The organism is Aminobacter sp. MDW-2, from assembly GCF_014250155.1.
Taxonomy (GTDB): Bacteria; Pseudomonadota; Alphaproteobacteria; order Rhizobiales; family Rhizobiaceae; genus Aminobacter; species Aminobacter ciceronei.
Genome location: NZ_CP060197.1, coordinates 1,267,037 through 1,292,925, shown reverse-complemented (window position 1 = coordinate 1,292,925; position 25,889 = coordinate 1,267,037). Strand labels below are relative to the sequence as shown.

Here is a 25,889-nt window from a genome sequence, read left to right as displayed (position 1 = left end):
CTCACTCCCGTCTGTCGATGAATTCTGGCTACCAGCGTGTAAACACGTTGTCAATTACTGTAGACAATCTTTTTTATTTTGCATACAACCATGATGGAAAAGTTGCCAATCCGGCAGCGAGCAGAATGCCCAACCCATGGAGATTCACGTGACTGACCGCGCCTACATTCCAATCGTCGTCGGCAATAAGGTTCTCAACGAAGGCTCCGACGGCGTCGGCCAGTCTTTCGACCCGGCAACGGGCGTGCTGGTCGCCGAGTTCGCACGTGCCGGAGCAGTTGAAGTCGACATGGCAGTCGCCGCGGCGCGCGAGGCGTTCGACAATGGACCCTGGCGGCGCATGCGTCCGTTCGAGCGTGGTCGCATCCTGCACCGCATCGGCGAGTTGATGCTGCAGCGGCGCGACGAGATCGCCCGCAAGGAAAGCATCGACAGCGGCAAGCCCCTGCGCGACTCCTATTGGGAGGTCGACTGCTCGGCCCGCTTCTTCGAATTCTATGGAGGTGCCGCCGACAAGCTGCATGGCAGCTCGATCCCGCTTGGGCCCGACTGGTCGGACTGGACGGTCAAGGAGGCGATCGGCGTCAGCCTCCACATCATTCCGTGGAACTACCCCTTCCAGCTCATCGCCCGCGGCGTTGCGCCGGCGCTTGCCGCCGGCTGTGCCGTCATCATCAAGCCGTCGGCCGACACGCCCGTCACGGCCTATGAATTCATGAAGATATGCCAGGAGGCCGGCCTGCCCGAGGGCCTGGTCAATCTGGTCAACGGCCGCGGTTCCGTTGCCGGCGACCTGCTCGCCCGCCACAAAGGGGTCGACCAGATTACCTTCACCGGCTCCGTGCCGACAGGCGAGCGCGTACTGGTCGCCGCCGCCTCGCACGCCATCCCCTGCAACATGGAGCTCGGCGGCAAGTCACCGCAGATCCTGTTTGCCGACGCCGATCTCGACAAGTCGCTGCCGATCGTCGCCGGCGGCTTCCTTACCCATTGCGGCCAAGTCTGCAACGCCGGAACCCGGCTGTTCGTCGAGCGCTCGATCCACGACCGCGTCGTCGACAAGCTGCATGCCCGCATCAGCGCGATGACGCTCGGCGCCGGCGTCGACGATCCGGACATGGGGCCGCTGATCAGCAGGGCACACAAGAACGATGTCGAGCGCTATTATGACATCGCCCGCAAGGACGGCGAACTGCTGCTCGGCACCGACCTGCCGAAATCGGCTTCACTCGCCGAGGGCGCCTTCGTCAGGCCGGGCCTGGTTATAGGAGCCAACAACAGCACCCAGATCGCACGTGAGGAAATCTTCGGGCCGATCCTGACCGTCATTCCGTTCGACACCGCTGAAGAAGCCGTTGCCGGTGCCAATGACTCGCCCTTTGGTCTTGTCGCCGGCATCCACACCACCAACATCAACAAGGCCCTCGGCGTCGGCGAGAAGCTGCGTGTCGGCCAGGTGTGGATCAACGCCTTCGGCGTCGGCCTGGATGTCGAATTTCCCTTTGGCGGCTTCAAGCTGTCGGGCTTCGGCCGTGAAAAGGGTCTCGAGGCGCTTAGCGCCTACCAGCAGGTCAAGAACTTCGCGATCCATCATCCGCTTGCCTAACTGCCCCCCCGACGGCCGGTGGGTCCATCAGCCGTCACAAACCTTCAGAAAGTGTGTCGGCGCTGGGCCATACCGTACGGGCTCCGCAGAGGCTGCTTTCTCAGTGGCGGCGGCAGAAGTGCTCGGTGCCCGGCCGCCGGCGAGCAGCGTCGGACAAGCCATACGAGACTTCCTCCTCGGTGCCAAAGTCAACCGTCACCGGCTACGGGAGGCAGCGCCGCCGCAGACTCATCAGCCCCCTGCACAGGTTTCGAAGTTCCCGAAATCCCTGTTCATATTGGTAAGGAAATACAACGTAAACTTCTGCATAACCTCAACAATTCGCCGTGGAAAATCGACGAGAACTTGGCGCTGGCCGCGAGATCATCGAGTGAGACTCGTTCGCAACGAACCGCACACCACAGCGGATTTTCCCGTAAGTTCGATCTCCTCGCCCCATGGTCCCGCTCCAGTCGTGCGGCGTGGTCATGCCTGCCATTGGGAGTGCGCATGTTGGCCATGAAAACATCTAATTGGCGCATGCGGCGCACAACGGCTAACCGTCAGCCTATGTGGCGATCATCCTGTGGCAGCGAACGGCATGCCAGGATCGTCGAGATGCTGATCAACACGCCGACGACCTCGACCGCTCCAGGACGGCACGTTCGGCTGCCGAGGGATAGCCCACGCAAATGGACAAGACCAAGACTGCGTGGACAAACCAACGATGGACGATGCTCGCCCTCGTCGTAATGATCGGCGTCAATCTACGACCCTTCATCACCGCACCAGCCACCCTGCTCCCGTCCATCGTCGAAGACACCGGCATGGGATATGCCGGCATCTCGTTGCTCACTTTGCTGCCGATGGCGCTCATGGGCATCGGTGCCTTTGTCGCGCCGGCCATTCAGGCCATGGTCGGAACACGGCAAGGGTTGCTGGCAGCACTCGCCTTGCTGATGGCGGGGTCCTTGCTGCGGTTCGTCGCCTTCAATGACGCTACGATGATCCTGACGGCCATTCTGTGCGGTGCGGGCGTCGCCTTCGTCCAGGCCGTGTTTCCCGGGATCATCAAAGCTCGCTTCCCTGCAAGCGTACCGACGGTCACCGGACTGTATTCGGCCATGATCATGGCCGGCGGCGCGGTTGGCGCGCGGCTGATGCCTGCGTTGGCAAATGCAGGATACAGCTGGCGGGCGGCTCTCGCCTGGCTGGCGGCGCCCGTTTTCGTGGCGTTGCTGGCCGCCTCCCGCGTCCTCGCCAATGCGAAAGCGACGGGACCTGCCAGGCCGATGACAAGGCTGCTTCTGCTGCGCCCGCGCACCTGGGCACTGATCGCGGCGTTCGGGCTGGTCAACAGCGGCTACTCGTCGATGGTGGCCTGGCTTGCACCCTACTACCAGGCCCAGGGCTGGACGAATTCGCAAAGCAGCAACCTGGTAGCCATCATGGCACTGTGCCAGGCGGTCTCGGCCTTCGGCCTGCCTTTCCTGGCCCGCGGCGCAAACGATCGGCGACCCTGGCTCTTGTTTACGGCCGCCGTCCAGATCATAGGCTTCCTGGGCCTGGCATGTCTTCCAGCACCCTGCGCCTGGTTATGGGTCGCACTCTGTGGCGTGGGCCTCGGCGGCAGCTTCGCGCTCGCCATGGTAACCGCCCTCGACCATCTGCCCCGCCCAGATCAGGCGGGCGCACTTGCCGCGGCCATGCAAGGGGGCGGGTTCCTGATCGCGGCGCTGGGACCTTACGCCATGGCACTGATGCATGGTTTTACTGGGAGTTTCGCGACCGGCTGGGTCATGCACGCCATGCTCGTAACCGCAAGCGCGCTCGTCTATTTCCGTTTCGATCCCAGCCGTTACGGCGAGGTCATGGAGCCGATCGAACCATATCGATCCAGTCCCTCTGCGGCTGCCTAGTTTGACAGCGCATTGCCTTCCGGTGACGCCCGGAAGCACGGTTCGGAGGATGGATCTGCAGCACGCTTTTGGCCGCTAGCCACAAGCACCACCAACAGCGCATTCAACAAAGAATGGGGTCGGGTAAGCGCTTATTCCGGCGCGACCGGCAAGGCACGTTTGTGCGCTGTCGCCAGATGCATCGCGAGGATCCGCTGGCGAGCAGGTTCGGCAATCGATTTGCCTTCCAGAAAGTCGTCGATGTTGTCGTATGTTACGCCATACACCTCTTCATCGGGCCGCAGCGGCGCATCGTTTTCGAGGTCTGCAGTAGGCACCTTTTCGATCAGTGTCTGCGGTGCGCCAAGATGCGCGGCGATCGCGCGAACGCGCCGCTTCGTGAGACCTTGAAGTGGCGTGATGTCGGCAGCCCCGTCGCCGAACTTGGTGAAGAACCCCATCAGCGCCTCTGCCGCATGGTCGGTTCCGATCACCAGGCCGCGCACGGCACCCGCCAGCGCATATTGCGCAATCATGCGCTGGCGAGCCTTGATGTTGCCCAGGTGAAAATCCAGCCGGGCCGGCTCGAAGAGGTCACCTGCATCACGACGGACGTCCGCCAACATGGCGTCCGCCGCCGGATTGATGTTGATCGTCACCGTGCGGTCCGGGCCGATCGCATCGAGCGCAGTCTGCGCATCGGCCTCATCGGCCTGGATGCCATAGGGCAGGCGAACGGCGATGAATTGCGCCTCATGACCGTGGTCGCGCAGGCGCCGGACGGCGGCTTGCGCCAGCATCGCAGCAGTCAGGGAGTCAACACCGCCGCTGATCCCAAGGACATAGGCGCGCATCGCGGATGCCCTTAGGTAGTCGGCCAGAAACGTGATGCGCCGCTCGGTCTCCGCACCGGCGTCGAAGACCGAAGCCACCCCAAGGGTCCGGATGATGTCAGCCTGTAGCTCAAGCACGATGCGCGCTCCCCGTTGTGGTCTGGCAGTACCAGCTTTTGGCGAAAGAAGGTCGCGCAGGTAATTCGCGAAGTACCGGCAGTGTCAATGCCCCTACATCGAGAAGGCATTGCCGACTTGCCGGACTTTCACGAGCCGAGGCCGCGCAGCCCTCTGGGGAAGCTGACGCGGCCTGTTCTGGTCATTTCGGAGTGCGAGGGGCTCAGACCAGCACGTCGCCGTCGCGGGCGACGATGCGTCCGCCCGAAATGACCAGCTTGCGCGGGGGGCAACGGATCAGCGCATCGGAGACGTTTTCGGCATCGACCAGCACGATATCGGCGCGCGAACCCGCGACCAGGTCATGCACGTCGCGTCCGACAAAATGCGCGCCGCCCTTGGTTGCCAGTTCCACGGCAGCAAGGAGTTTGTCGTCATGGCGCAGACCGCTCAACCGTGCGAACTGATGCGCGACGCGCAGCATGTCGCCATCGCCGAAGGGCGACCACAAATCGCGGGTGCCGTCGGTGCCTAGCTGTCGAAGCTATGAAGGTTGTTCATTCGAGGAGGGACTGAGAAGCTGGGGTTGCGAAGCCAACCAACCTTCAGTTGAGCTCCCCGAATGAACGTCCATAAGAATGCGCGTCTGACGCCGTCAGGTCGAGTGCTTTTGGTGCAACGAATTGAACAGGGCTGGAGCGTGCGGCGTGCTGCCGGTTCGGCCGGGGTTTCGGAACGAACGGCTTATCGCTGGCTCGACCGCTACCGGGCCGGCGACCGGGTTCTGCACGATCGCAGTTCGGCTCCGCACCGCTGCCGGCATCGGCTGGCAGCCATGCAGGTGTCGCGGATCGAGCAGTTGCGGCGCCAGCGCATGACCGGGCCGGCAATTGCCCGGTCCTTGGGCCTGGCGCGCTCGACGGTAGGCTTGGTGCTGCGCCGGCTGGGACTGAACCGGCTGGCCTGGCTCGATCCCCGGCCCCCGGTGTTGCGCTACGAACGGCAGCGGCCGGGCGAACTGATCCATATCGACATCAAGACCTTGGGCCGTATCGACGGCGTTGGCCATCGGATCACGGGTCAGCACCAAGGCCATCATCGCGCCCGAGGCATCGGCTACGAACACCTGCATGTCGCCATCGACGATGCCTCGCGCCTCGCCTATGTCGAACTGCTGCCCAGCCTGGGCCGGGATGATGCCACCGGGTTCCTCAACCGGGCACTGGCCTGGTACGCCAGGCTGGGCGCCAGGGTTGAGCGGGTGATGACCGACAACGGCTCGGCGTATCGCTCCAAACTGTTCGCCCAGGCACTCCAAGGTGCCGGTGCCCGACACATCCGCACAAGGCCCTACACCCCGCGCACCAACGGCAAGGCCGAGCGCTTCATCCAGACTTCGCTGCGCGAATGGGCCTATGCCAGGCCATACGCCTCATCGAACGAACGCGCCAAGGCCATTCACCAATGGGCAGCCAACTACAACCTGGCACGCCCACACTCGGCCCTTGGAGGCATCAGCCCGTTCCAAAGACTGAACAACCTTCTTGGAAACGACAGCTAGCCCGAGAGGCACGGAACGTTGCCGCATCTGCTGCCAGGGAAGCGGCGCCGTACCGCCCATGGCAACCGTCGTCCATGAAACACCCGCTTCCGCGAGCTTCTCGACGATCTCCTCCTGGACGTTCTGGGGCAGCGTGCCGAGCACGAAGCCGTGCGAGATGGTGACGCGGGTCGGTAGCGCCAGTCCCAATCGTTGCACGTCGCAGTTCCCGCGTGGGTTGCCAAATCAAACCTGTGCCCCAACTTGTCCAATTCGAATTGATGCGGGCAATGCCATCTTGGCAAGCCACGTGTTGTCACCAACTGCTATTTGCGGAACTTGCGGACCCACCCATTTTGCGATTGTTGCGGCCCTGGGCGCGATGCGATGGCCATTCTGCATGGTTTCGCCGAGCGTTTTTCGACGGGCCGGATCATGCACGCCATGCTCGTGACGGCAAGTGCGCTCATGTATCTGCACCCGCCGCCATAGGTCATGCCGCCAGTCAAGACACCGGCTGCCGCGACACCCTTTGAGCGATGCTAACCCAGCCCCTCCGACGCTGCGTAGCTCGACAATGCATCGCGAATGTCAGCGTGGCGATCCCTGGGCAGAACGGCTCGCGTGGTGATGGACTCAAGATGGTGGATCATGAGGTTTGCGGCGCGCTTTTGGTCGCCCGCCACGAGTGCGCCGAGTATTTCGTGGTGTTCCGAAACCGCGCATTCGGAAGAATGAGGGCGGCCGTAAAGCGCAAGGATAAGTGAGCTGCGTGAGACAAGTTCATTGACGAAGCGGGCAAGGGTGGCGTTGCCGGTCATCGACGCCAGCAAGGTGTGGAACTCCCCCGCGAGCCGAATAGAAGCGGAGCTGTCGCCGCTGCGCGCGGCCTCTTCCGCCGCTATGTGTTCCTTCAGCTGCATTTGCTGAGCCGTTGTCAGCCGCCCCGACAGCGTCTCCGTCACCAGGCGCTCCAGGGCAAAACGGGTGCTGAACAGATCCTGCCCCTCCTCGAGACTGGGAGTGGCCACTGCGGCTCCCCGATTGGGGCGCAGTTCCACCAGACCTTCTTCGCTCAAGCGCACCAGGGCTTCGCGCACGAGGGTCCGGCTGACGCCCAGTCCTTCGCCGATTGAATCTTCGGGCAGCTTCACCCCAGGACCGAGGGCCTGATCCAGGATCGCTCTTTTCAATGCACGGTGCACCGCCTGAGCACGTCCGCCATTGCCCTTTTTTTCAAGTCGCCGCATCAGGTTTTCCCCACCCAAATTGCATACAACATTGCTCATAAATCCACTACGATCGAGGCGTTCTTCATAGACCGTCGTGAACGCGGCCGCCAGCGGAAACCATGAGAATCGACGTTTCATGAGCGATTAACGATTGTTGTCCGCAGTTTTGTATGCTTATGATAGGCACTATCGTATACAATACATTGTCCACTTTGGGAGGAATTCGACGTGCTCGCCTTCATTGCCAAGCGGTCGCTCGCAGTCATCCCGGTGATGGCCGTTGTCTCGATAGTGGTGTTTCTCTTGTTGCGGCTGAGCCCGGGCGATCCCGCCTTGGTCATCGCCGGAGAGAATGCCGATGCCGCGTCCGTCGAGCGGATTCGGATGGCCCTGGGCCTCGACCAGCCGCTTGTCTCGCAGTTCCTGATCTGGATCCGGAACATGCTGGGCGGCGATCTGGGCACGTCGATCTTCTCGAAGCTCCCGGTGACGGAACTGATCGCGCAGCGCATCGAGCCCACGGCCTCGCTGGCTCTGGCCACGATGCTCTTCGCAATTCTCGTCGCCGTTCCCTTGGGCACAGTTGCCGGCGCTACCGCCGGAAGCTGGCTCGACCGCACGCTGATGGCGGTTTCCGTTATCGGCTTCTCGGTCCCCGCTTTCGTGCTCGGCTACTGCATGATCTATGTGTTCTCGCTGCGACTGGGCTGGGCGCCCGTGCAAGGCTTCACCAGCATATCCGAGGGAATCCTCCCATTCTTGCGGAGCATCGCACTGCCCACGGTGACGCTTGGGCTGGCCTATCTGGTGCTGATCGCACGCATCACACGCGCCAGCGTGCTTGAAATGATGGGCGAAGATTTCATCCGCACGGCCCGCGCCAAAGGGGTCTCCGAACGATTGGTCATAACCCGTCATGCCTTGCGCAATGCCGCGATCCCGATCCTCACCGTGATTGGAATTGGCGTGGCACTGCTGATCAGCGGCGTCGTGGTGATCGAGACGGTCTTCAACATTCCCGGCATCGGTCGCCTGGTCGTCGATGCCATTCTGAAGCGTGACTATCCGGTCATCCAGGGCGTGATCCTGATCTTTTCGGCTGTCTATGTCCTGGTCAATCTGGCCATCGACATCGGATATGCCTTGCTCGATCCGAGGGTGCGTTACTAATGACGATGCTGTCGCAACCCGTTGCCGGCGACGAGCCGCGCAACCCGCTCTTCGATCTCGCCTTCCAGGCGTTTCGCAATCCCTCCGTGTTGATTGGCGGGACCATTGTCGCGGCAATCATCATCATGGCGCTCGCGGCGCCGCTGCTCGGCACCGTCGATCCAGTCCGCATCGATCCGGGAATGCGGTTGAAGCCGCCGTCGGATCTCGCCTGGATGGGCACGGACCTGTTTGGACGCGATGTCTACAGCCGCATCGTCTATGGGGCCCGCAGTTCCCTCCTCGTTGGCTTGAGCGTAGCGGCCGTGGCGATCTCCCTCGGCGTGCTGGTCGGTCTCGTTGCCGGCTACTTCCGCGCTATGGACATCATTGTCATGCGTGTCATGGACGGGCTGATGGCGATCCCGACCTTCCTGTTGGCGATCGCTCTCGTCTCGCTCACTCGCGCCAGCATCGGGACGGTCATCGTCGCCTTGACGATCCCCGAAATCCCCCGCGTCGTGCGGCTTGTGCGCAGCGTCGTGCTGACTGTGCGAGAAGAGTCCTATGTCGAGGCCGCCATCTCGGTTGGCACGCCCGCGCCACTGATCCTCGTGCGCCATATCCTGCCGTCCACCATCGCACCGCTGCTGGTGCTCGGCACCTATATCTGCGCCCAGGCAATCCTGATCGAGGCCGGGTTGAGCTTCCTCGGCACCGGGCTTCCGCCCGAGATTCCGAGCTGGGGCAACATGATCTCCGAGGGGCGGACCTTCTTTCAGGTGACCCCGCGCCTCGTCTTTCTTCCAAGCCTTTTCCTGGCGTTGACGGTCCTCGGCATCAATCTGCTCGGCGACGGTCTGCGGGACACGCTGGACCCCCGTATCGCCAAACGGATGTGAGCAAGAGACATGACCACTCAGCCACCTATCGTCGATATCCGCAATCTGACCGTATCACTGCCGATCGGCGGCGACCGCCGCAGCGCGGTCGAGGAGGTATCGCTCTCGGTCTCTAAAGGCGAAATCGTCTGCGTCGTCGGTGAATCAGGCTCCGGGAAATCGGTAACCGCGCAGGCCATCATGGGGCTGCTGCCCAAGACATTCGCACGCCCGTCCGGCGCCATCATGTTCGACGGCGAAGACATCCTCCACACCTCGACGCAGCGATTGCGGGCGTTGCGGGGCCGCGACATCGGCATGATCTTCCAGGAGCCGATGACCGCACTCAATCCGGTCCATACCGTCGGCGCACAGATCGACGAAGTGCTGCGCACGCATCTTTCGCTCCCGTCCGACGAGCGTTTCGACCGCGTCGTCAATGCGATGGAAGAAGTCGGCTTGCCTGATCCGAGCCGGCTCTATCACACATTTCCGCACCAGCTGTCAGGCGGTCAGCGCCAGCGCGTGCTGATCGCGGCGGCCCTGATCCTTGAACCGCGATTGCTCATTGCCGACGAGCCAACCACCGCGCTCGATGTCACCACCCAGGCGCAGATTCTCAGGCAGATCCGCGACCTGCAGCGCAGCCGCGGCATGGGCATTCTGTTCATCACGCACGACATAGGCGTCGTTGCCGAGATCGCCGACCGGGTTGTGGTCATGAAGTCCGGCAGGGTCGTCGAGAGCGGTCCGGTGCATCGCATTCTCACCCGGCCGGAAGCAGACTACACACGCATGCTGATCGCTGCGGTTCCGACGCTGCATGCGGCAAGGCCCGAGGAGCCCACGCAGGGGCCGCTTGCGCTGGAGGTCAACGGCATCGCCAAGACCTACAGCGTTCGCAGCACCTTCGGCGCGGCGCGCGAGGTCGTCGCGCTCAAGCCGACTTCACTGACATTGCATCGTGGCGAAACGATTGGCGTCATCGGCGAGTCCGGTTCGGGAAAGTCGACGCTGGCGCGCTGCATCACCCAGTTGATCGAGCCGACGGCCGGTGCGGCGAGGCTGGTCGGCGAAGCCGGCGGCAAGCCCTTCCGCAGGCGCATCCAGGTCGTATTCCAGGACCCTTACCGCTCCCTCAATCCGCGCCGCACCGTCGGGCAATCGATCATCGAAGGACCGATGAACTTCGGCGCCTCGAAGGCGGACGCCTGGGCCAAGGCCCGCGAACTGATGTCGCTTGTGGGCTTGGAGCCGAAGGCGCTCAATCGCTACCCGCACCAGTTCTCGGGCGGCCAACGGCAGCGCATTTCGATCGCGCGCGCCCTGGCCATGGAGCCGGAAATACTGGTGGCGGACGAAGCCGTCTCGGCGCTTGACGTTTCTGTTCAGGCCCAGGTGCTGAAGCTGATCGACGACGTTCAGAAACGCTTCAATCTTGCCATCCTGTTCATCACCCACGACCTGCGCGTCGCAGCCCAGATATGTGACCGCATCCTCGTCATGCACCGTGGCCAATTGGTCGAAGAAGGCAGCGTACGTGCCGTTTTTGCCTCGCCATCACACGATTACACACGCCGCCTGCTGGACTCTATTCCCGGCAGGCAGGTCGCAGCCGCCGCTTGAGGCGACAAAAGATCCAAGGAGGAGACCTATCATGCTGTCACAAATGAAAAGTGCATGTCGTACATTCCTGGCATCCGCCATTCTGTTGGGCGGGATTGGAACGGCCATGGCGGAGACAACGCTGCGGTTCGTCCCGCACGCCGACCTTCAGGCGCTCGACCCCATGGGCTCCACCGCCGACATCGTGAAGATGCACGGCTTCCTGATCTACGACACGCTGTACGGCCTCGACGAGACGTTCGTACCGCAGCCACAGATGGTGAAAGAGATGGTGCTGTCGCAAGACCGCAAGACCTATCGCTTCACCTTGCGCGACGGGCTGAAATGGCATGACGGCCAGCCGGTCAAGGCCGAGGATTGCGTTGCTTCGCTGAAGCGCTGGGCCGCCCGCGACGCGGCCGGCCAGTTGATGAACCGCGTCCTGTCGGAAATGAAGGTGGTGGACGACAAGACCTTCGAACTGGTCTTCAAGGAGCCTTACGGGCTGGTGCTTGAGTCGCTGAGCAAGGTCGCCTCCAACATCCCGTTCATGATGCCCAAGCGCATCGCCGAGACGGACCCGTTCAAGGAAATCGAGGAATATGTCGGTTCCGGACCGTATCGCTTCGTCAAGGAGGCATGGGTTCCCGGCAACAAGGTCGTCTACGAGAAGTTCGCCGATTATGTTCCGCGTTCGGAGCCGGCCAGCGCATTTGCCGGCGGCAAGATCGCCAACGCCGACCGCATCGAATGGCTCGTGATCCGCGACCAGCAGACGGCACTTTCCGCATTGCTCGGCGGCGAGGTCGATGTCTGGGAGAACCCGTCGCTCGATCTTCTGCCTGTGCTGCAAGCCACGCCAAGCATCAAGACCGAAACCGTCAACAAGACGGGCAGGCAGGCATTGCTCTTCTTCAACCATGTGATCCCGCCTTTCGACAACCCGAAGGCGCGTCAGGCGATGTTCTGGCTGACCAACCAGACGGCCTATCTGCAGGCGATCAACGGCAATCCGGACTTTTTCCGCACCTGTGCCTCCTTCTTCATCTGCGGCACGCCGATGGAAACCGACGCGGGACTTGACGCCTTGAAGGCGCCGAACCCCGAAAAGGCCAAGGAACTGTTCAAGGAAGCCGGCTGGGATTTCTCCAGGCCGATCGTCATTCTGGATCCGACCGACGAGTCGGTCGCCCATCCGGCAACCGTCGTAACCGTCCAGGCGATGCGCGACATCGGGCTCAATGTCGATGTGCAGGCGATGGATTGGGCGACGGTGCTCAAGCGCCGCAACTCCAAGGAACAAACCAGCAATGGCGGTTGGAACCTGGTCCATTCAAGTGTGGGTGGTCAGGTTGTTTCCACTCCGGTGTGGAGCATCACCTACTCGGCGGCATGCGAGAAGGGAATATTCGGTTGGCCCTGCGATCAGCAGCTCGAAGACCTGCGCCTGAAATGGGCGATGGCCGAAGGCGTGGAAGCGAAGAAGGCGGTGGCAGCTGAATACTCGACGCGCGGCTTCGAAACCGGTCATCACGTGCCGCTCGGCCAGTGGACCACCTACCTCGCGCATTCGGACAAGGTTTCCGGGCTTCTCTCCACCAATGACGTGCCGGTGTTCTGGAATCTGAAGAAGGCCGACTGACGCGAACCTTCACTTGACGGCGGCACGCTAGTGCCGCCGTCCCTGCTCCCAATCCGAGACGTGGAAATGACCGAGAAATTCGACCGACTTGCTTTCGCCCCTGAAGAATATCTGGCGCGACGCGACGCCCTGCGCGCGCTAATGGTGAAACGCGGCATCGACGTCGTGGTTCTTACCACGACCGAGAACACCTACTACCTGACCGGTTTCGGTTCGCTCGCCTATGGCGCGACCGCATTGGTCATGCGGGTCGATGGCAAGGCAGTGTGGGTCATGCGCCGCACGGAACTCAGTAACGTCCGGGCGCTTGCCGACCAGCTTTGGGTCAATGAAGGCATCGGCGTCGCTGACGGTGATAGCCACGCCGAAGTGCTCAACACCGCCATAGCAGACCTTGCCGATGCAAATGCCGTCGTGGCCATGGAGTTTGCAGCCGTTCAACCCATCCTCAGGGGCTTTGTCGGTCCACGCAATGATGGGCGGAAACTGGTGGACGCCTCAGGACTTGTCGAACATCTGCGCCGCATCAAGAGTACGGCGGAGATCGACCTGATGAAGCGTGCGGGCGTGATGGCGGCGCGCGCTTGCCGCGACGGTTTCGAAGCGCTCACCGAAGGTATAACCGACAGCGCCCTGGCAGCCGTGGTTACCGACAGCCTGCTGCGCAATGGCAGCGGTCGCATGGCACAGATGCCCAATGTCTGCGCCGGGCCTCGCAGCGCAAGGGCGCATGTCACCTGGTGCGGCGCGCCCATCCTGCGTGGAGACCTCATCAACATCGAGCCGGCCGCATCGGTTCATGACTACCACACCCCGATCTACCGATTCTATTCGATCGGCGCGCCGCAGGACATTGTCCGGCGCATGTTCGACGTCTGCCGTTCGTCCCTTGATGAAGGCTACGCGCGAATCAGGCCAGGCATGACGTCGCACGAAGCGGCCAGGATCTTCGAGACTGTCATCGAAAAGGCCGGGTTCGCCGAATACATGGTAACACGACCGGCCTACAGCATCGGCGCGGCCTTCCCCCCAGGTTGGGGAGAAGACAATGTGATGGCGATCCGCAGTGGCAACGAGCAGTTGCTTGAGGAAGGCATGTGTTTTCACGTTGTGCCCTGCCTCTACAGGGACGGCATCGGCTGCGTCGCGGCCAGCATGCCATCCGTCTTGACGCATAATGGCTTTGAATCGCTCTCCCAGGACGAGGTCGTGTTCGGCATCAAGTGAATGTCGGCCACGACGGCCGAACAAAAGCTGGCCCCGTCCCCTGAACCGGCGGGTCAAGGACACTTAAGCCCGGCCAGCTTTCGCTTGACCGGGCTTGAGCAGTTGAAGCCCAGCCACCCCCTACTTGGCTATTCGCGGCTGCAGGGGACGCAGAGCGCTTCGGGTGGTGCGTGCGCGACCTGAGGCCGGCGAGCAGAACCAGTGAGGCGACATAGGGCAGGATCAGGAAGAAATGGTGCGGGATCGACACCCCGACCACCTGGGCATCGATCCCCACCGCCTCAAGCAATGCGAAGATGAAAATCACCGACCATCCGGGACGGCATCCAGTTGCCGGCGATGATGGCGAAGCCTGACGTAAGCTCCAGCCAGCCGACTGCCCCGTCCTCCTCAATTCAGGATTGGATAGCTCGGCGCGAAGATCTCCGACACCGGCGGATGCTCAAAGCTTCTGTCGGGATACTTGGCGATCAGCCCTTCGAACTGCTGCTGGGCGCGTTCGCGGGCGGCAAGTATGTCGAAACCTGCGAGCTTGCCCTCGAACATCGACAGGCGTCCGTCGACGAACACCGCCTGCGTGACCTTGCCCGAGCCGCCGAGAACCAGTGTGGTGATCGGATCGACAGTCGGCGTCATGTAGGGGTCGTCGAGGCGGAAGATCGCGATGTCGGCCTTGGTGCCGGCGGCAAGCCGACCGATATCGGTTCGGCCCAGCGCCTTGGCGCCGCCCAGCGTGGCGGCATCGTAGAGATCCTTGCTGAGAACGGCGTCGGATGCCTTCTCGCTGATCCGGCATCCGACGAGTCCCATCAGCAGGTTCATCAGCATGTCCTGCGGTGCCGTGTCGGTTGCCATGCCGATGTTGATGCCGAGCTTCCGGCAGGAGGCGAAGGAGTTCAGCGTGCTGCCCATGCGCGCCGACACCAGTGGCGAGTGCGCGATAGAGACGCCGTTTTCGGCATAGAGCTTCAGGTCGTCGAGCGAGGCATGGGTGCCGTGCGGGGTGATCAGTCGCTCGCTCAACAGGCCATGATCGCCCATCCAGCGCGGCCCAGACACGCCATGCAGCTTGTGCATGGTGTCGAGCTCAAGCTTGCCCTGGGCCATATGCAGCCGCACCCGGCAATCGAGATCGCGCGCCGCAGCCATCGTCCGCTGCAGGACTTCGAGCGTGCAGGTCTCGACCCGGTCGGGCGCGAGCATGCCGTTGACCAGCCCGCCATGCCGGCCGTGCTGGCGCTCGATGAAAGCTATCGCATCGTCGAGACCGGCCAGCCCTCGTGCTTCGTTGAAGTCAGGCACGATCTTGCCCGGCGCCTCCAGCACCATGCCGCCCGAGCGGTAGGCGGGGCTGAGAAACACGCGAAGACCGAGGTCACCGGCCGCGTCCGCTGCCGCATCGAATTCGGCGGCCGTCTCGCCCCATTCGCGATAGTAGAGCGAGGCAATAGGTGCTGCCGACGTGACGCCGTTCAGCAAGGACAGGCCGAAGGCGAACTTCTTCTGGAAGGCCAATTCCTCGGGCGAATACATCTCGTAGGGTCCACGCTCGACATAGGAGCGCGGCCAGATGCGGCCCTTGGCCCATCCGGGCTGGTTGTCGTGGACGAGCACATAGGTGTCGATGTCGGACAGCGCATCGAGGTCGATCAGGCCGGGGCTGATCAGGGCTGCGCCGAAGTCGATGCGTCTCGCCACCTCGCCATCGAAGCGGCGGCCGGCGAAGATGACCTCGCCCCCTTCGACCACCAGCTCTCCGCGCGGCACCAGGCGATGCCCTTCGCCGTCATAGGCAAGCAGCCAGTCGGCGGTCATGAGGGTACGGCCGGCCGGCCGCTGGCCAAGGGTCAGCTCTTCGGGACGTGTCATCGCCAATCCAGTCTGAAGTCGTCGCGCCTGCCGGCGAGCGGGCGCTGCCAAAGAAAGGGCGCTTCACCTTTCAGGATGAAGCGCCCAGGTCTTCTTGGGAGTTACGGTTTGGCTGGGCTTAGTCGCCGGCCATCTGCGTCAGCCAGTGGCGCGGCTTGTTGTCCGAGCGGAAGTCGACGCTCTTGACCTTGGCCTGCGTCGCCCAGGCGATCGGCTGCTGGTGCAGCGGAACGAGGATCGTGTCGTCCTTGGCGATCTTGAGGGCTGCTTCTTCCAGCGCCAGGCGCTTGGCGACATCAGGTTCCTGCACGGCCTGCGCAACCAGCTTGTCCAGCTCCGGATACGACCATCCGCCATAGTTCGAGACGCCGACCTTGTCGTTCTTGGTCGACAGCACCTGGGCCAAGATCGAGTAGGCGTCGAGCGTCGGCTCGTTGGCCCAGCTCAGGTTGAACATGTCGGCCTTGCCCTGCGTGCGCTTCGGCGATTGGACGGCGCGCGGCGCAATGTCGATCGAGACGTCGAAGCCGGCGCGCTTCAGCATGTTGGCGATGCCGGCGCAGAAGTCCTCCTCGTTGATGCTCTCGTCGTTGGAGCACATGTAGGTGAACTTCAGGCCTTCCTGGCCGGCTTCCTTGAGCAGCGCCTTGGCGCGTTCCGGATCGGCCTTGCTGTAGGTGTCGAGCGACTTGGCATAGCCTGCGATCTCAGGCGCGATCAGCGAGCCGGACGGCCGGGCGAGGCCGCGCATCACCTTGGCGTTGATCAGGTCGCGGTCGATCGCAGCCTCGACGGCCTGACGTACACGCACGTCGTTAAACGGGCTGGGACGACCGTCTTCCAGCTTCTCCTTGCGGTTGAAGCCGAGGAAGACCGTGCGGAACTCCTGCTTCTTCAGCACCGTCAGGCCGGGCGTGCTTTCGAGACGCGGCAAATCTTGGATCGGCGCGGAGTCGACGAGGTCGACTTCGCCCGACAGCAGTGCTGCGACACGGGTCGCCGGCGAGGCGATCGGCATGTATTCGATGCGGTCGAGATTGTGCTTCTTCTCATCCCACCAGAGATCGTTGACCAGCAGCACGGTCTTGCTGTCGGCGACGCGGCTTTCGAGCTTGAAGGGGCCCGTGCCGTTGGTGTTGTGGGTGGCGAAGCCTTCCGTCTTGGTGTCGACGGCGGTCGGCTTCTCCGTGTTGTTGTCCTTCAGCCACTTGCCGCTGAACATGAAGATGTTCGTCATGTCGTTGAGGAACAGCGACGTCGGCGCCGAGACCTCGATGTCGACCGTGTGGTCATCGACCTTCTTGCTGCTGACGTAGAGCGGGATGTTGCCGCGCAGCGGCGAGGCCGGATCGGTGACGCGGTTGAGCGAGGCGATCACGTCGTCCGCGGTGAAGTCGGCACCGTTGTGGAACTTGACGCCCTGGCGCAGGGTGAAGCGCCAGACCTTGTTGTCGATCAGCTCCCACTTGGTCGCCAGCGCCGGCTCGATCTTGAAGTTGGCGTCGTAGCGAACCAGGCCCTCATAGATGTGGTTGAGGAACGACAGGTTGAACGTCGACGCGATCGAATCAGGATCGAGCGAATAGATATCGGCGCGGCCGCCCCAACGCAGGGTTTCGGCACTGGCCGGTGCCGAGATGGCGATTGCTGCAACGGCACCGAGAATGAGTTTCTTAAAGCGAGACATTTTACCTCCCAAGGATCGCGCTTACTGGAACCCACCATCGATCTGATCGACAGGATTGTCAACAATCTTGTTGACGCAATTTCGCTGAATCGGTAGCAAAATTACGTCGGGTCACGCTGACGCCATGCGGCGTCGAGCCAACCGACGGGGCTGCCAGAAGGCCGGCGGCCAGCGGAAATGGAGGAAAAACCGCATGAGCGATCTGCTGTTGCTGCACGGAACCATCGTCACCGTCGACCCCGATCGACGCATCATCGAAGACGGCGCAATCGCGATCAGGGATGACAGGATTGTCGACATTGGTTCGGCGAGCGAGCTCGAACCACGGCATCAGGACAAGAAGGTTGTCGACTGCCGTGGCAAGCTGATCATCCCCGGTCTCATCGACGCCCACGGCCATGCCGGGCACGTGCTGATCCGCAGCGTCGCAGCAGACACAAACTCGATGTGGATGCAGATCGTCACCCCGACCTACTACCACTACATGACGCGCGACTATTGGTATGCCGACGGCCTGGTATCGGGCCTCGAGCGCCTGCGCGCCGGCGTCACGACAGGTGTCAGCATCATTGCGTCGATGCCGCGCAGCGACGATCCGGTCTTTGCCAGCAACCATGCCAAGGCCTATGGCGAGATCGGCCTGCGCGAGATCATCTGCGTCGGCCCGGCCGGCCTGCCCTGGCCGCATCCGGTCACACGCTGGGAAAGCGGCAAGCCGGAACGCCGACACATCTCCTTCGAGCAGATGATCGAGGGCGCAGAGGCAACGATCCAGGAGCTGAACGGCAGCGCCGACGGGCGCATCAAGGTGTTCCTGACGCCCTTCACCATCGTGCCGTCGCTCGATCCGTCCAACGCCAGCACACCGGACCGGGCGGTCAAGCTCACCGACAATGACCGCATGCAGGCCCGCCGCGTGCGCGAAACCGCCCGCAAATGGGGCGTTCGTATCCACTCCGACGCCTTCGCCGGCCAGATCCGCATGGCCTTCCAGGACAAGGAAAACGCCATCCTCGGACCCGACGTCCACCTGCAGCACTGCTGGGGCATATCACATGAAGAGGTCGACATTCTTGCCGAGACCGGCACCTTCGTCACGCACGCCCCACCCGGCCGCTCGACGCCGATCCTCGACATGATCTCCAAGGGTGTGCCGGTTGCCGTCACCTCCGATGGCGTCTCGCCGAGCCGCCACTTCGACATGTTCCAGATGGCGCGGCTTGCCCAGTACACGCAGCACCTGCTGCACAATCACGACCGCTATTTGCTGCCGCCGGGCAAGATGTTCGAGATGATCACCATCGACGCCGCGAGAGCACTCGGCATGGACCACGAGATCGGCTCGCTGGAGGTCGGCAAGAAAGCCGATATCGCCATCATCAACATGCGCCAGCCGCATCTGACGCCGAACTGGATGGTCGTTCACCGGCTGGTCCAGCAGGTTCTCGGCAGCGACGTCGACACCGTCATCGTCGACGGCAAGATCCTGATGGAGGGCGGCAAGGTGCTGACCACCGACACGGAACAGGCGCTCGATTTCGGCGAGCGCGAGGCGCAGGCCCTTGTCGAACGGGCAGGCCTTAAGGCGCACATGCACGATCCCGCCTGGGGCAAGCTCTATCGCACCTTCGAGGAAGCGGTGGTGCCACCGGCGCCACCGGTTCTGTAAGATCGGGCATCGATGGCTGCCTGCCGAAGCAGGCAGCCACCATCCACCAAAGCAAAGGGGTCCAAGGGCCCCTTTGTCGTTTCCGGTACTAGCTGTTCGCCGCTATCAGCGGCAGATCGACATCGGCAGGCGCCGGTCCCTTCTGGCGCGGGAAATCATAGGCGTTGACCTTCGACGTGACATAGCCGGCGCCGACAAGCGCCTCTGCGATCTTCAGCGCGGCGGTGACGCCGTCGATGACCGGCACGCCCGTCGCCTTGGCCAGACGATCGCACAGGCTCGACATGCCGGCACAGCCGAGGATGATCGCCTCGGCGCGGTCATAGAGCTTTGCCCGCTCGATCGTCTCGACCAGCAGCCGCTCTGCCGTCTCGGGGTCTTCCTCGAGCCCGAGCACAGGCAGATCGATGGCATGCACGGCGCGGCAATGGTGCCCGGCGCCATAGGCCTGGACGATGTCCTCGATGATCGGCACCGAGCGCGGCAGCGTGGTGACGACGGAGAAGCGGCGGCTGATGGTCATGGCCACCTGCACGGCTGCCTGGCAGATGCCGATGACCGGCCCCTTGGCGACTTCGCGGGCGGCATGCAGGCCCGGATCGTCGAAGCAGGCGATCACATAGGCGTCGACGCCCTCGCGCTCGCCCTTGCGGATTTCCGACAGCATGTCCGGCACCGCCAGCGCCTCGTCGGCGCTGCCTTCGATGCTGACAGGCGTCCTGGTCGGGTTGACGGCGCTCACATGCGTCGCCGCATTGGCAACGCGCAGCGCGCTTTCCAGCGCCTGGTTGGTCATGGAAGCGGTCGAATTCGGATTGATCAGGCGGATATGCACTTTGCTGGATCCTACTCGCCGCGTTCGTTTGCCTTGAGCACATCCGCGATCGTCGGTGCCTTCAGCACGAACTGGCGGTCGGAGGTGATGTAGTTGTCTGCGTGAAGCCGGGCGATCGGCTGGTAGACTTCGGGGTTTACATACCGTCCCGCCTCGTCGAGGCAGTCGCGGCGCACATGCATGTGCACCACTTCGCCCAGCACGAGCAGGCGGCGCGGATATTCGATCAGCCGTTCGACACGGCATTCGAATGCACATGGCGCGTTGGTCACATAGTCGACGTCGATCTGGGCGCCGCGAGCGGTGGGCAGCCCCGCCATCTCGAGTTCGTCGACATCGCTTTCGAAGCCGAGGCCGCAGACCAGCATCTGCTGCGACAGCGCCATGTCGACCATATTGACCACGAACTCGCCGGTCCGCCGGATGTTGACCACCGTGTCCTTGTCCTCGCCGGAAAGACGCGGCTGGATACCCAGCACGACGATCGGCGGCTCATGCGAGAATACGTTGAAGAAGCTCATCGGGGCTGCATTGCTGCGCCCCGTGGCCGTGCGGGTGGTGACGAGCGCAATCGGCCGCGGACCAATGAAATTGGTCAGCAGACGATAGCGGCTTTCCATCTCCAGCCTGGTGAAATCGAACTCCATATGCCCTCTCAAACCCGAACCGCTTGGTACACAATTTTATGCTGGATTGTCCGCAAAATGGGATTCGGGTAATTTATTGGAATGTTGACTTTTAAGTGTCCATGACGAATGTCGGCCATCGCAGGAGGCAGCGCTTCATGACCGAACAAGCAAGCGTTTCGACACAGCAGATCGTCGAAAAAGTATGGCTTTCTATTGCCGAGCGGCGGCTGCGTCCGGGCGTCCAGCTCAAGGAAGGCCAACTGGCCGAAATCTTCGACGTCAGCCGCGCGCGCATTCGCCAGGCATTGACCGCGCTCGAGCGCGAAGGGCTTGTCACCATCATCCCCAATCGCGGCGCTTTCGTGTGCCAGCCATCCGTCGACGAGGCCCGGGAGGTGTTCTTCGTGCGCCGATCGGTTGAGCGCTGCGTCATCGAGCGCATCTGCACGTCGCGGTCGAAGGCCGACGTCCTCAGGTTGCGCAGCCATGTCGCGCGCGAAAGGGTCGCAAACGCCAACGACGCCACCACCGACATCATCAAGCTGTCCGGTGGCTTCCACCTCCTGCTCGCCGAGCTCTCCGGATCGGACTTCCTCTTCGGCATGATGCGCGACCTGATCTCGCGCACCTCGCTGATCACCGCCGTGTATCGCAACACCGCGCGCTTCAATTGCGGGCCGGACGAACATGACGAAATCGTCGAGGCCATTGCCGCCGGCGATGTCGAAAAGGCCTCGCGGCTGATGCAACATCATCTCGACCATGTCGAGTCCGAGCTGGACCTCAGGGAGGTCCGCGACATGTCGCACGACCTCAAGGCCGCCTTGGCGTAAACCGCATCCCTCAACGTCATTCATCGGTCACGAGGTGACATGCCACGCGCGTTCCACCCGCGAGCGTGCGCACCGCCGGGAGCTCGGACGAGCAGCGTGCGGTGGCCATCGCGCATCGCGGATGGAACGGACAGCCCGACGGCGGCTTGAGCGGGCTTGGCACCTCGCCACCTGCAACGACGCGATCCCGGTGCGGATCCTTGACGTTGGGGATCGTCTCGAGCAGCAGCTGCGTGTAGGGATGGCGCGGCTTGGCAAACAGTGCCTCCGTCTCCCCCTCTTCGACGATGCGGCCGAGATACATGACCGCAATGCGGTCGGACATGTGCCTGACCACGCTCATGTCGTGGCTGATGAACAAATAGGTCAGGCCGAACTCGTCCTGCAACTTGCGCATGAGGTTCAGCACCTGCGCCTGCACCGAGACGTCGAGTGCCGACGTCGGCTCGTCGCAGACCAGAAAGCGCGGCTCGCCGGCAAGCGCACGCGCGATCGAGATGCGCTGGCGCTGGCCGCCGGAGAATTCGTGCGGGAACTTGTCGCCGTCCGACGCCGACAGGCCGACGGTCTTCAACAGCTCCACCACGCGCTCTTCGATCTCCGCCGCCGTGTTCCTGAGCTTGAGCTCGCGGATCGGCTCGGCGATGATGTTCTTCACCCGCCAGCGCGGATTGAGCGAGGCGTAGGGATCCTGGAAGATCATCTGGGCCGCCAGCGGCTTGCCGTCCTCGCCGGGAGCGAAGCGCATCTCGCCGCCATTGGCCCGGTAGAGGCCCGTCACAAGGCGGGCGACCGTCGACTTGCCGCAACCGCTTTCGCCGACCAGGCTGAGGCAACCGCCCAACGGCACCTCGAAGCTGATGTCGTTGACCGCCTGCAGGTACTGGCGCGGCTTGCGCTCGACCACGCGGTTCAGCCACGGCGCCGACACGTCGAACGTCTTGACCAGCCCGTTGACGCTCAGCGCCGAGGTCTTGTGTGAAGTCATCGCGGTCATGCGGTTCCTCCTGCATTTATCCAGCAAGCGCTTGCCCCGTTGCCCGCAGTCACAAGACCCGGCCGTTCACGCGAGCAGCGTGGCCCAGCGTCCTTGCAGCGCGGGTTGAAGGCACAGCCATCGGGAATGGCGTCGAGCCGCGGCATCGAGCCGTCGATCTGATTCAGCTGCTTGACGCGCGCGCCGAGTGCGGGGATCGAAGCCATCAGCCCCCGCGTGTAGGGGTGCTTGGGCGCATGCAGCACCTCGGCGACAGGTCCGATCTCGACGAGGCGACCGGCATACATCACCGCAATGCGGTCGGCGGTCTCGGCAATGACGCCCATGTCGTGCGTCACCAGCATCACCGCCGTCTGCTTCTCCTTGCACAACTTGCGCAGCAGCGAGGTAATCTGCGCCTGGATGGACACGTCGAGCGCGGTGGTCGGCTCATCGGCGATGATCAGCTTGGGTGAAGCGGCCAGCGCGAGCGCAATCACCACGCGCTGTCGCATGCCGCCCGAAAACTGGTGCGGATACTGGCAGAAGCGATCCTCCGGCGAAGGAATGCCGACATCCTTGAGCAGCGAGATCGCCCGTGCCCTGGCCTCGGCCTTGCCCATGCCGAGATGCTGGCGGATGGTTTCGGTCAGCTGTGCACCGACGGTGAACAGCGGGTTGAGCGAAGTCAGCGGGTCCTGGAAGATCGCACCGATCTCGCGGCCGCGGATCGTCTCCATCTCGCGGTCGTTGAGCTGGTCGATGCGGCGATCGCCAAGCCAGATCTCGCCTTCGGCGATGCGGCCCGGCCGCTCGAGCAGGCCCTGGATCGCCAGGCCCGTCATCGACTTGCCGGCACCGGACTCGCCGACGACGCCGAGGATCTCGCCGGGTCGGATCGAAAGGCTCACGTCGGAGAGCGCGGTGGCAACCCCGCGGCGGCCGGGAAACTCGACCTTGAGGTTGCGTACTTCAAGCACTGCCTTCTCGGCTTCAGCCATTGTCGTTGACCTCTATCGGATAGCTGGGCGGGAAGATTTCCGAAACAGGCGGGTTGCCCCAGCTGCGTTCCGGATACTTGGCGATGAGACCGTCGAACTGGCGCTGCGCAAGCTGGCGCGCGGCCTTCATGTCGATGCCGGCAACCTTGCCGAAGCGCATCGACAGGCGCCCGTCGACGAACACGGCCTGGGTGACCTTGCCCGATCCGCCGGTTACCAGCGTGGTGATCGGATCGATAGATGGCGCCATGACCGCGTCGTCGAGGCCGAACACGGCGATGTCGGCGCGCGCGCCTGACATCAGCTTGCCCAGGTCGTCGCGGCCCAGCGCCTTGGCGCCGCCGAGTGTCGCTGCGTCGAACAGATCGGCACTCCGGACACGGTCCGGAGCCCGGTCGTTGATGCGGCAGGCGATCAGGCCGACAAGCAGGTTCATCAGCATGTCGGCAGGCGTCGTGTCGGTGCCCATCGCGATGTTGATGCCACGTTCCTTGCACTTGGAGAACGAGTTGAGCGTGCTGCCGCCACGGGCCGAAACCAGCGGGCAATGCACGATCGACACACCGTTCTCGGCATAGAGACCGAGGTCTTCCTCGGTGGCGTTGGTGGCATGCGGCGCGATCAGTCGGTCGTTGAGCAGACCGGCGCGTGCCAGCCACACAGGTGCTGTCGCACCATGCAGCTTGCGCACGGTGTCGACTTCCATCGAGCCCTGCGCCATGTGCAGGCGGATCTTGCAACCGAGTTCTGCAGCCGCGGCTTGCGTCTGGCGCAGCAGCTCCTCGGTGCAGGTCTCGACACGGTCCGGCACCAGCAGGCCGCGCACCAGGTCGCCATGGCGACCGTTCTGCCGCCCGATGTAGTCGACGGCGTCGCGCAGTCCGGCGAGGCCGCGCTTCTCGTCGAACACCGCTTCCATGCAGCCCGGCTCTTCAAGCACCATGCCGCCGGCGCGATAGGCCGGGCTGAGATAGACGCGCAGGCCAAGCTCTCCGGCCGCATCGGCCGCCGCGTCGAACTCGGCAACCGTCTCGCCCCACTCGCGATAGAACAGCGAGGCGATGGGCGCAGCCGTGGTGATACCGTTCAGCAGCAGCTGGCCGAAGGCAAAACGCTTCTGGAAGGCCAACTCCTCCTGCGAATACATCTCGTAGGGGCCGGCTTCGACGTAGTGGCGCGGCCAGACACGGCCCTTGGCCCAACCCGGATGGTGGTCGATGCCCAGGATGGTGGTGTCGAGATCCGACAGCGCATCGAGATCGATGAGGCCGGGGCTGACAAGTGCATTGCCGAAATCGATGCGGCGGGCGACCTCGCCGGCAAAATCGGTACCGACATAGATCACCTCGCCACCGTCGATGACGACCTGGCCATTGGGGATCAGCCGGTGGCCACCATCGCGGTGACCGAGCACCCAGGCGGCGGTGATGAGCGTGCGCCCTTCGGGACGCTTGCCGAGTTCGAGCGTGTCGAGAACCTGTCTTGTCATGGCATTTCCACCGTGGCCTGGCCGTTGCGCGCGGTGACGCGACCGCCCTTGACGACCAGCGGGCGCGGCGCGACATCGACCACGGCGTGGGCCAGCGTCTCGCCGGTCAGCAGGGTCAGGTCTGCGTTGCAGCCTTCGGCGAGGCCGTAGCCCTCGATGCGCATGACATCCGCGCCGCCCTGCGAGACGACGTGCAACACATGCGCCAGCTCGATGTCCGAGCGCAGGCCGTTCTTCATGCCGACCACCTTGGCGCGGTCGAGCATGTCGGGCTGGCCCCAGGGGCCCCAGGTGTCGCGGATGCCGTCGCAGCCGGCGCCGACGCGGACGCCTGCCTGCTTGAGGCGCATGATCGACGGCACGGTGGCCGACGGCGCACCCGTGGTCAGGATCGCCACGTCGAGTTCGGCGATCTGTTCGATCAGCTGGCCGACGCGCAGATAGTCGTTCATGCCGAGTGCAAAGGCGTGGCTGATCGCAACCTTGCCCTGCATGCCGTTGGCGCGGATGCGCTCGAACATCAGTTCCATGGTGAAGGCGCCAAGATCGCCCGCCTCATGGAGGTGAATGTCGATCGGGCACTGGTGCTTCAGCGCCAGGGCGAAGAGCGCGTCGAGCTGGCCCTTGGGGTCGCGGTCGATGCCGCAGGGATCGATGCCGCCAAGAACCTCGCAGCCCTGGCTGAGTGCCTCGTCGAGCAGTTCCAGCGTGCCAGGCATGACCATCAGGCCCGACTGCGGGAAGGCGACGATCTCGATGTCGATGACGCCTTTCAGCTTCTCGCGGGTTTCCATGATGCCGTCGACGAGCGCCAGCTTGTGGACCGGATCGATGTCGACATGGCTGCGGATATGCGTCGCGCCATGGGCGGCGAGGCCGATGGCATGGCGCATCGACTGGCGATGTGGGTCGATGCCGATCTCGATGCGGTGCTCGCGCTCGAAATCGATGCGCTCGCGCAGCACGGCGCGGCGATTGTTCTCGTGCCAGGGCATGCCCCAGGTGGTCTTGTCGAGATGGGTATGCGCGTCGATCAGGCCCGGAATGGCGATGGCGCCCTTGCCATCCTCGACCGGCATGCCGGGGTCTGGCTCGAAACGGCCAATGCCGGCGATCCGCCCGTCGCGGATCAGCAGATCGGAATTCGCACCGCCATAAGGACGAACGTTGCGAAGCAACAGGTTGGTCATCA

Annotated in this window: 21 protein-coding genes; 10 read left to right on the top strand and 11 right to left on the bottom strand. The window is 63.3% G+C overall.

What is annotated here, in order from left to right; all coding sequences use genetic code 11:
- Positions 1-148: 148 nt before the first annotated feature.
- Both H5P29_RS06295 and H5P29_RS06290 read left to right on the top strand, forming a co-directional pair.
- Positions 149-1,606, top strand: a complete 1,458-nt coding sequence (locus H5P29_RS06295; RefSeq protein WP_185910262.1) for an aldehyde dehydrogenase family protein — start codon at positions 149-151, stop codon at positions 1,604-1,606.
- Positions 1,607-2,277: 671 nt separating this feature from the next.
- Positions 2,278-3,504: a cyanate transporter gene (locus H5P29_RS06290; RefSeq protein ID WP_067956305.1), complete on the top strand. Its 1,227-nt coding sequence runs from the start codon at positions 2,278-2,280 to the stop codon at positions 3,502-3,504.
- 131 nt (positions 3,505-3,635) lie between these two features.
- On the opposite strand, the gene nadE is transcribed toward H5P29_RS06290, so the two are convergent.
- Entirely contained in the window at positions 3,636-4,457 is an 822-nt protein-coding gene (gene nadE / locus H5P29_RS06285) for an ammonia-dependent NAD(+) synthetase (RefSeq protein ID WP_246787046.1), read from the bottom strand.
- A 199-nt stretch (positions 4,458-4,656) separates the two neighbouring features.
- A complete protein-coding gene (locus tag H5P29_RS06280; protein WP_246341081.1) occupies positions 4,657-4,917 on the bottom strand; it encodes a hypothetical protein in 261 nt (86 codons plus the stop codon).
- Between the two features lie 138 nt (positions 4,918-5,055).
- Here H5P29_RS06280 and H5P29_RS06275 point away from each other — a divergent pair, with 138 nt between their 5' ends.
- Positions 5,056-5,994, top strand: a complete 939-nt coding sequence (locus H5P29_RS06275) for an IS481 family transposase (protein WP_067967844.1) — start codon at positions 5,056-5,058, stop codon at positions 5,992-5,994.
- Between the two features lie 521 nt (positions 5,995-6,515).
- Here H5P29_RS06275 and H5P29_RS06270 read toward each other — a convergent pair.
- Positions 6,516-7,223, bottom strand: coding sequence for a GntR family transcriptional regulator (locus H5P29_RS06270; protein ID WP_067956303.1), 708 nt, complete (start codon positions 7,221-7,223; stop codon positions 6,516-6,518).
- Between the two features lie 210 nt (positions 7,224-7,433).
- Here H5P29_RS06270 and H5P29_RS06265 point away from each other — a divergent pair, with 210 nt between their 5' ends.
- The 5 genes from H5P29_RS06265 to H5P29_RS06245 all read left to right on the top strand — a co-directional run bounded on the left by H5P29_RS06265 (position 7,434) and on the right by H5P29_RS06245 (position 13,709).
- Complete coding sequence (locus H5P29_RS06265) at positions 7,434-8,375, top strand: ABC transporter permease (RefSeq protein ID WP_067956302.1); 942 nt, start codon at positions 7,434-7,436, stop codon at positions 8,373-8,375.
- A complete protein-coding gene (locus H5P29_RS06260; protein ID WP_067956301.1) occupies positions 8,375-9,256 on the top strand; it encodes an ABC transporter permease in 882 nt (293 codons plus the stop codon). Before H5P29_RS06265 ends, H5P29_RS06260 begins: the two co-directional genes overlap by 1 nt.
- Before the next feature lie 9 nt (positions 9,257-9,265).
- The gene (locus H5P29_RS06255; protein ID WP_067956299.1) at positions 9,266-10,861 is read left to right on the top strand and encodes an ABC transporter ATP-binding protein; all 1,596 of its coding nucleotides are present in this window, start codon (positions 9,266-9,268) and stop codon (positions 10,859-10,861) included.
- 106 nt (positions 10,862-10,967) lie between these two features.
- The gene (locus tag H5P29_RS06250) at positions 10,968-12,482 is read left to right on the top strand and encodes an ABC transporter substrate-binding protein (RefSeq protein ID WP_246341011.1); all 1,515 of its coding nucleotides are present in this window, start codon (positions 10,968-10,970) and stop codon (positions 12,480-12,482) included.
- A gap of 66 nt (positions 12,483-12,548) precedes the next feature.
- Positions 12,549-13,709 carry a Xaa-Pro peptidase family protein gene (locus tag H5P29_RS06245; protein WP_083948398.1) on the top strand — a complete coding sequence of 387 codons (1,161 nt, stop codon included), beginning with the start codon at positions 12,549-12,551 and terminating at the stop codon, positions 13,707-13,709.
- Positions 13,710-14,099: 390 nt separating this feature from the next.
- Here the strand turns inward: H5P29_RS06245 and H5P29_RS06240 are convergent, their stop codons facing one another.
- Positions 14,100-15,578, bottom strand: coding sequence for an amidohydrolase family protein (locus tag H5P29_RS06240; RefSeq protein ID WP_154386994.1), 1,479 nt, complete (start codon positions 15,576-15,578; stop codon positions 14,100-14,102).
- A gap of 118 nt (positions 15,579-15,696) precedes the next feature.
- Positions 15,697-17,265, bottom strand: a complete 1,569-nt coding sequence (locus H5P29_RS06235; RefSeq protein WP_067956292.1) for an ABC transporter substrate-binding protein — start codon at positions 17,263-17,265, stop codon at positions 15,697-15,699.
- Between the two features lie 193 nt (positions 17,266-17,458).
- Here H5P29_RS06235 and H5P29_RS06230 point away from each other — a divergent pair, with 193 nt between their 5' ends.
- On the top strand, positions 17,459-18,934 hold the full coding sequence (locus H5P29_RS06230) for an amidohydrolase family protein (protein ID WP_067956291.1): 1,476 nt from the start codon (positions 17,459-17,461) through the stop codon (positions 18,932-18,934).
- 88 nt (positions 18,935-19,022) lie between these two features.
- On the opposite strand, the gene H5P29_RS06225 is transcribed toward H5P29_RS06230, so the two are convergent.
- Positions 19,023-19,769, bottom strand: a complete 747-nt coding sequence (locus H5P29_RS06225; protein ID WP_067956290.1) for an aspartate/glutamate racemase family protein — start codon at positions 19,767-19,769, stop codon at positions 19,023-19,025.
- 11 nt (positions 19,770-19,780) lie between these two features.
- A complete protein-coding gene (locus tag H5P29_RS06220) occupies positions 19,781-20,416 on the bottom strand; it encodes a flavin reductase family protein (protein ID WP_067956289.1) in 636 nt (211 codons plus the stop codon).
- A 137-nt stretch (positions 20,417-20,553) separates the two neighbouring features.
- Between H5P29_RS06220 and H5P29_RS06215 the strand changes: the two genes are divergently transcribed.
- Entirely contained in the window at positions 20,554-21,231 is a 678-nt protein-coding gene (locus H5P29_RS06215) for a GntR family transcriptional regulator (RefSeq protein ID WP_067965981.1), read from the top strand.
- A gap of 16 nt (positions 21,232-21,247) precedes the next feature.
- Here H5P29_RS06215 and H5P29_RS06210 read toward each other — a convergent pair whose 3' ends face one another.
- From H5P29_RS06210 to H5P29_RS06195, 4 genes are read right to left on the bottom strand one after another with little or no spacing between them, the layout of a single operon-like run.
- Positions 21,248-22,228, bottom strand: coding sequence for an ABC transporter ATP-binding protein (locus tag H5P29_RS06210; protein ID WP_154386995.1), 981 nt, complete (start codon positions 22,226-22,228; stop codon positions 21,248-21,250).
- Positions 22,225-23,208, bottom strand: coding sequence for an ABC transporter ATP-binding protein (locus tag H5P29_RS06205; protein WP_154386996.1), 984 nt, complete (start codon positions 23,206-23,208; stop codon positions 22,225-22,227). The genes H5P29_RS06210 and H5P29_RS06205 overlap by 4 nt, the downstream gene beginning before the upstream one ends.
- Positions 23,201-24,697 carry an amidohydrolase family protein gene (locus H5P29_RS06200; RefSeq protein WP_154386997.1) on the bottom strand — a complete coding sequence of 499 codons (1,497 nt, stop codon included), beginning with the start codon at positions 24,695-24,697 and terminating at the stop codon, positions 23,201-23,203. The genes H5P29_RS06205 and H5P29_RS06200 overlap by 8 nt, the downstream gene beginning before the upstream one ends.
- Entirely contained in the window at positions 24,694-25,887 is a 1,194-nt protein-coding gene (locus H5P29_RS06195) for an amidohydrolase family protein (RefSeq protein WP_154386998.1), read from the bottom strand. The genes H5P29_RS06200 and H5P29_RS06195 overlap by 4 nt, the downstream gene beginning before the upstream one ends.
- Between the last annotated feature and the right edge of the window lie 2 nt (positions 25,888-25,889).

Bases quoted from the DNA above. Each gene is read 5' to 3' on its own strand.
- H5P29_RS06290 (WP_067956305.1), top strand. From the start codon at position 2,278: ATGGACAAGACCAAGACTGCGTGGACAAACCAACGATGGACGATGCTC.
- H5P29_RS06280 (WP_246341081.1), bottom strand. From the start codon at position 4,917: ATGCTGCGCGTCGCGCATCAGTTCGCACGGTTGAGCGGTCTGCGCCAT.
- H5P29_RS06275 (WP_067967844.1), top strand. From the start codon at position 5,056: ATGAACGTCCATAAGAATGCGCGTCTGACGCCGTCAGGTCGAGTGCTT.
- H5P29_RS06270 (WP_067956303.1), bottom strand. From the start codon at position 7,223: ATGCGGCGACTTGAAAAAAAGGGCAATGGCGGACGTGCTCAGGCGGTG.
- H5P29_RS06260 (WP_067956301.1), top strand. From the start codon at position 8,375: ATGACGATGCTGTCGCAACCCGTTGCCGGCGACGAGCCGCGCAACCCG.
- H5P29_RS06255 (WP_067956299.1), top strand. From the start codon at position 9,266: ATGACCACTCAGCCACCTATCGTCGATATCCGCAATCTGACCGTATCA.
- H5P29_RS06250 (WP_246341011.1), top strand. From the start codon at position 10,968: ATGGCGGAGACAACGCTGCGGTTCGTCCCGCACGCCGACCTTCAGGCG.
- H5P29_RS06245 (WP_083948398.1), top strand. From the start codon at position 12,549: ATGACCGAGAAATTCGACCGACTTGCTTTCGCCCCTGAAGAATATCTG.
- H5P29_RS06240 (WP_154386994.1), bottom strand. From the start codon at position 15,578: ATGACACGTCCCGAAGAGCTGACCCTTGGCCAGCGGCCGGCCGGCCGT.
- H5P29_RS06235 (WP_067956292.1), bottom strand. From the start codon at position 17,265: ATGTCTCGCTTTAAGAAACTCATTCTCGGTGCCGTTGCAGCAATCGCC.
- H5P29_RS06230 (WP_067956291.1), top strand. From the start codon at position 17,459: ATGAGCGATCTGCTGTTGCTGCACGGAACCATCGTCACCGTCGACCCC.
- H5P29_RS06220 (WP_067956289.1), bottom strand. From the start codon at position 20,416: ATGGAGTTCGATTTCACCAGGCTGGAGATGGAAAGCCGCTATCGTCTG.
- H5P29_RS06215 (WP_067965981.1), top strand. From the start codon at position 20,554: ATGACCGAACAAGCAAGCGTTTCGACACAGCAGATCGTCGAAAAAGTA.
- H5P29_RS06210 (WP_154386995.1), bottom strand. From the start codon at position 22,228: ATGACCGCGATGACTTCACACAAGACCTCGGCGCTGAGCGTCAACGGG.
- H5P29_RS06205 (WP_154386996.1), bottom strand. From the start codon at position 23,208: ATGGCTGAAGCCGAGAAGGCAGTGCTTGAAGTACGCAACCTCAAGGTC.
- H5P29_RS06200 (WP_154386997.1), bottom strand. From the start codon at position 24,697: ATGACAAGACAGGTTCTCGACACGCTCGAACTCGGCAAGCGTCCCGAA.
- H5P29_RS06195 (WP_154386998.1), bottom strand. From the start codon at position 25,887: ATGACCAACCTGTTGCTTCGCAACGTTCGTCCTTATGGCGGTGCGAAT.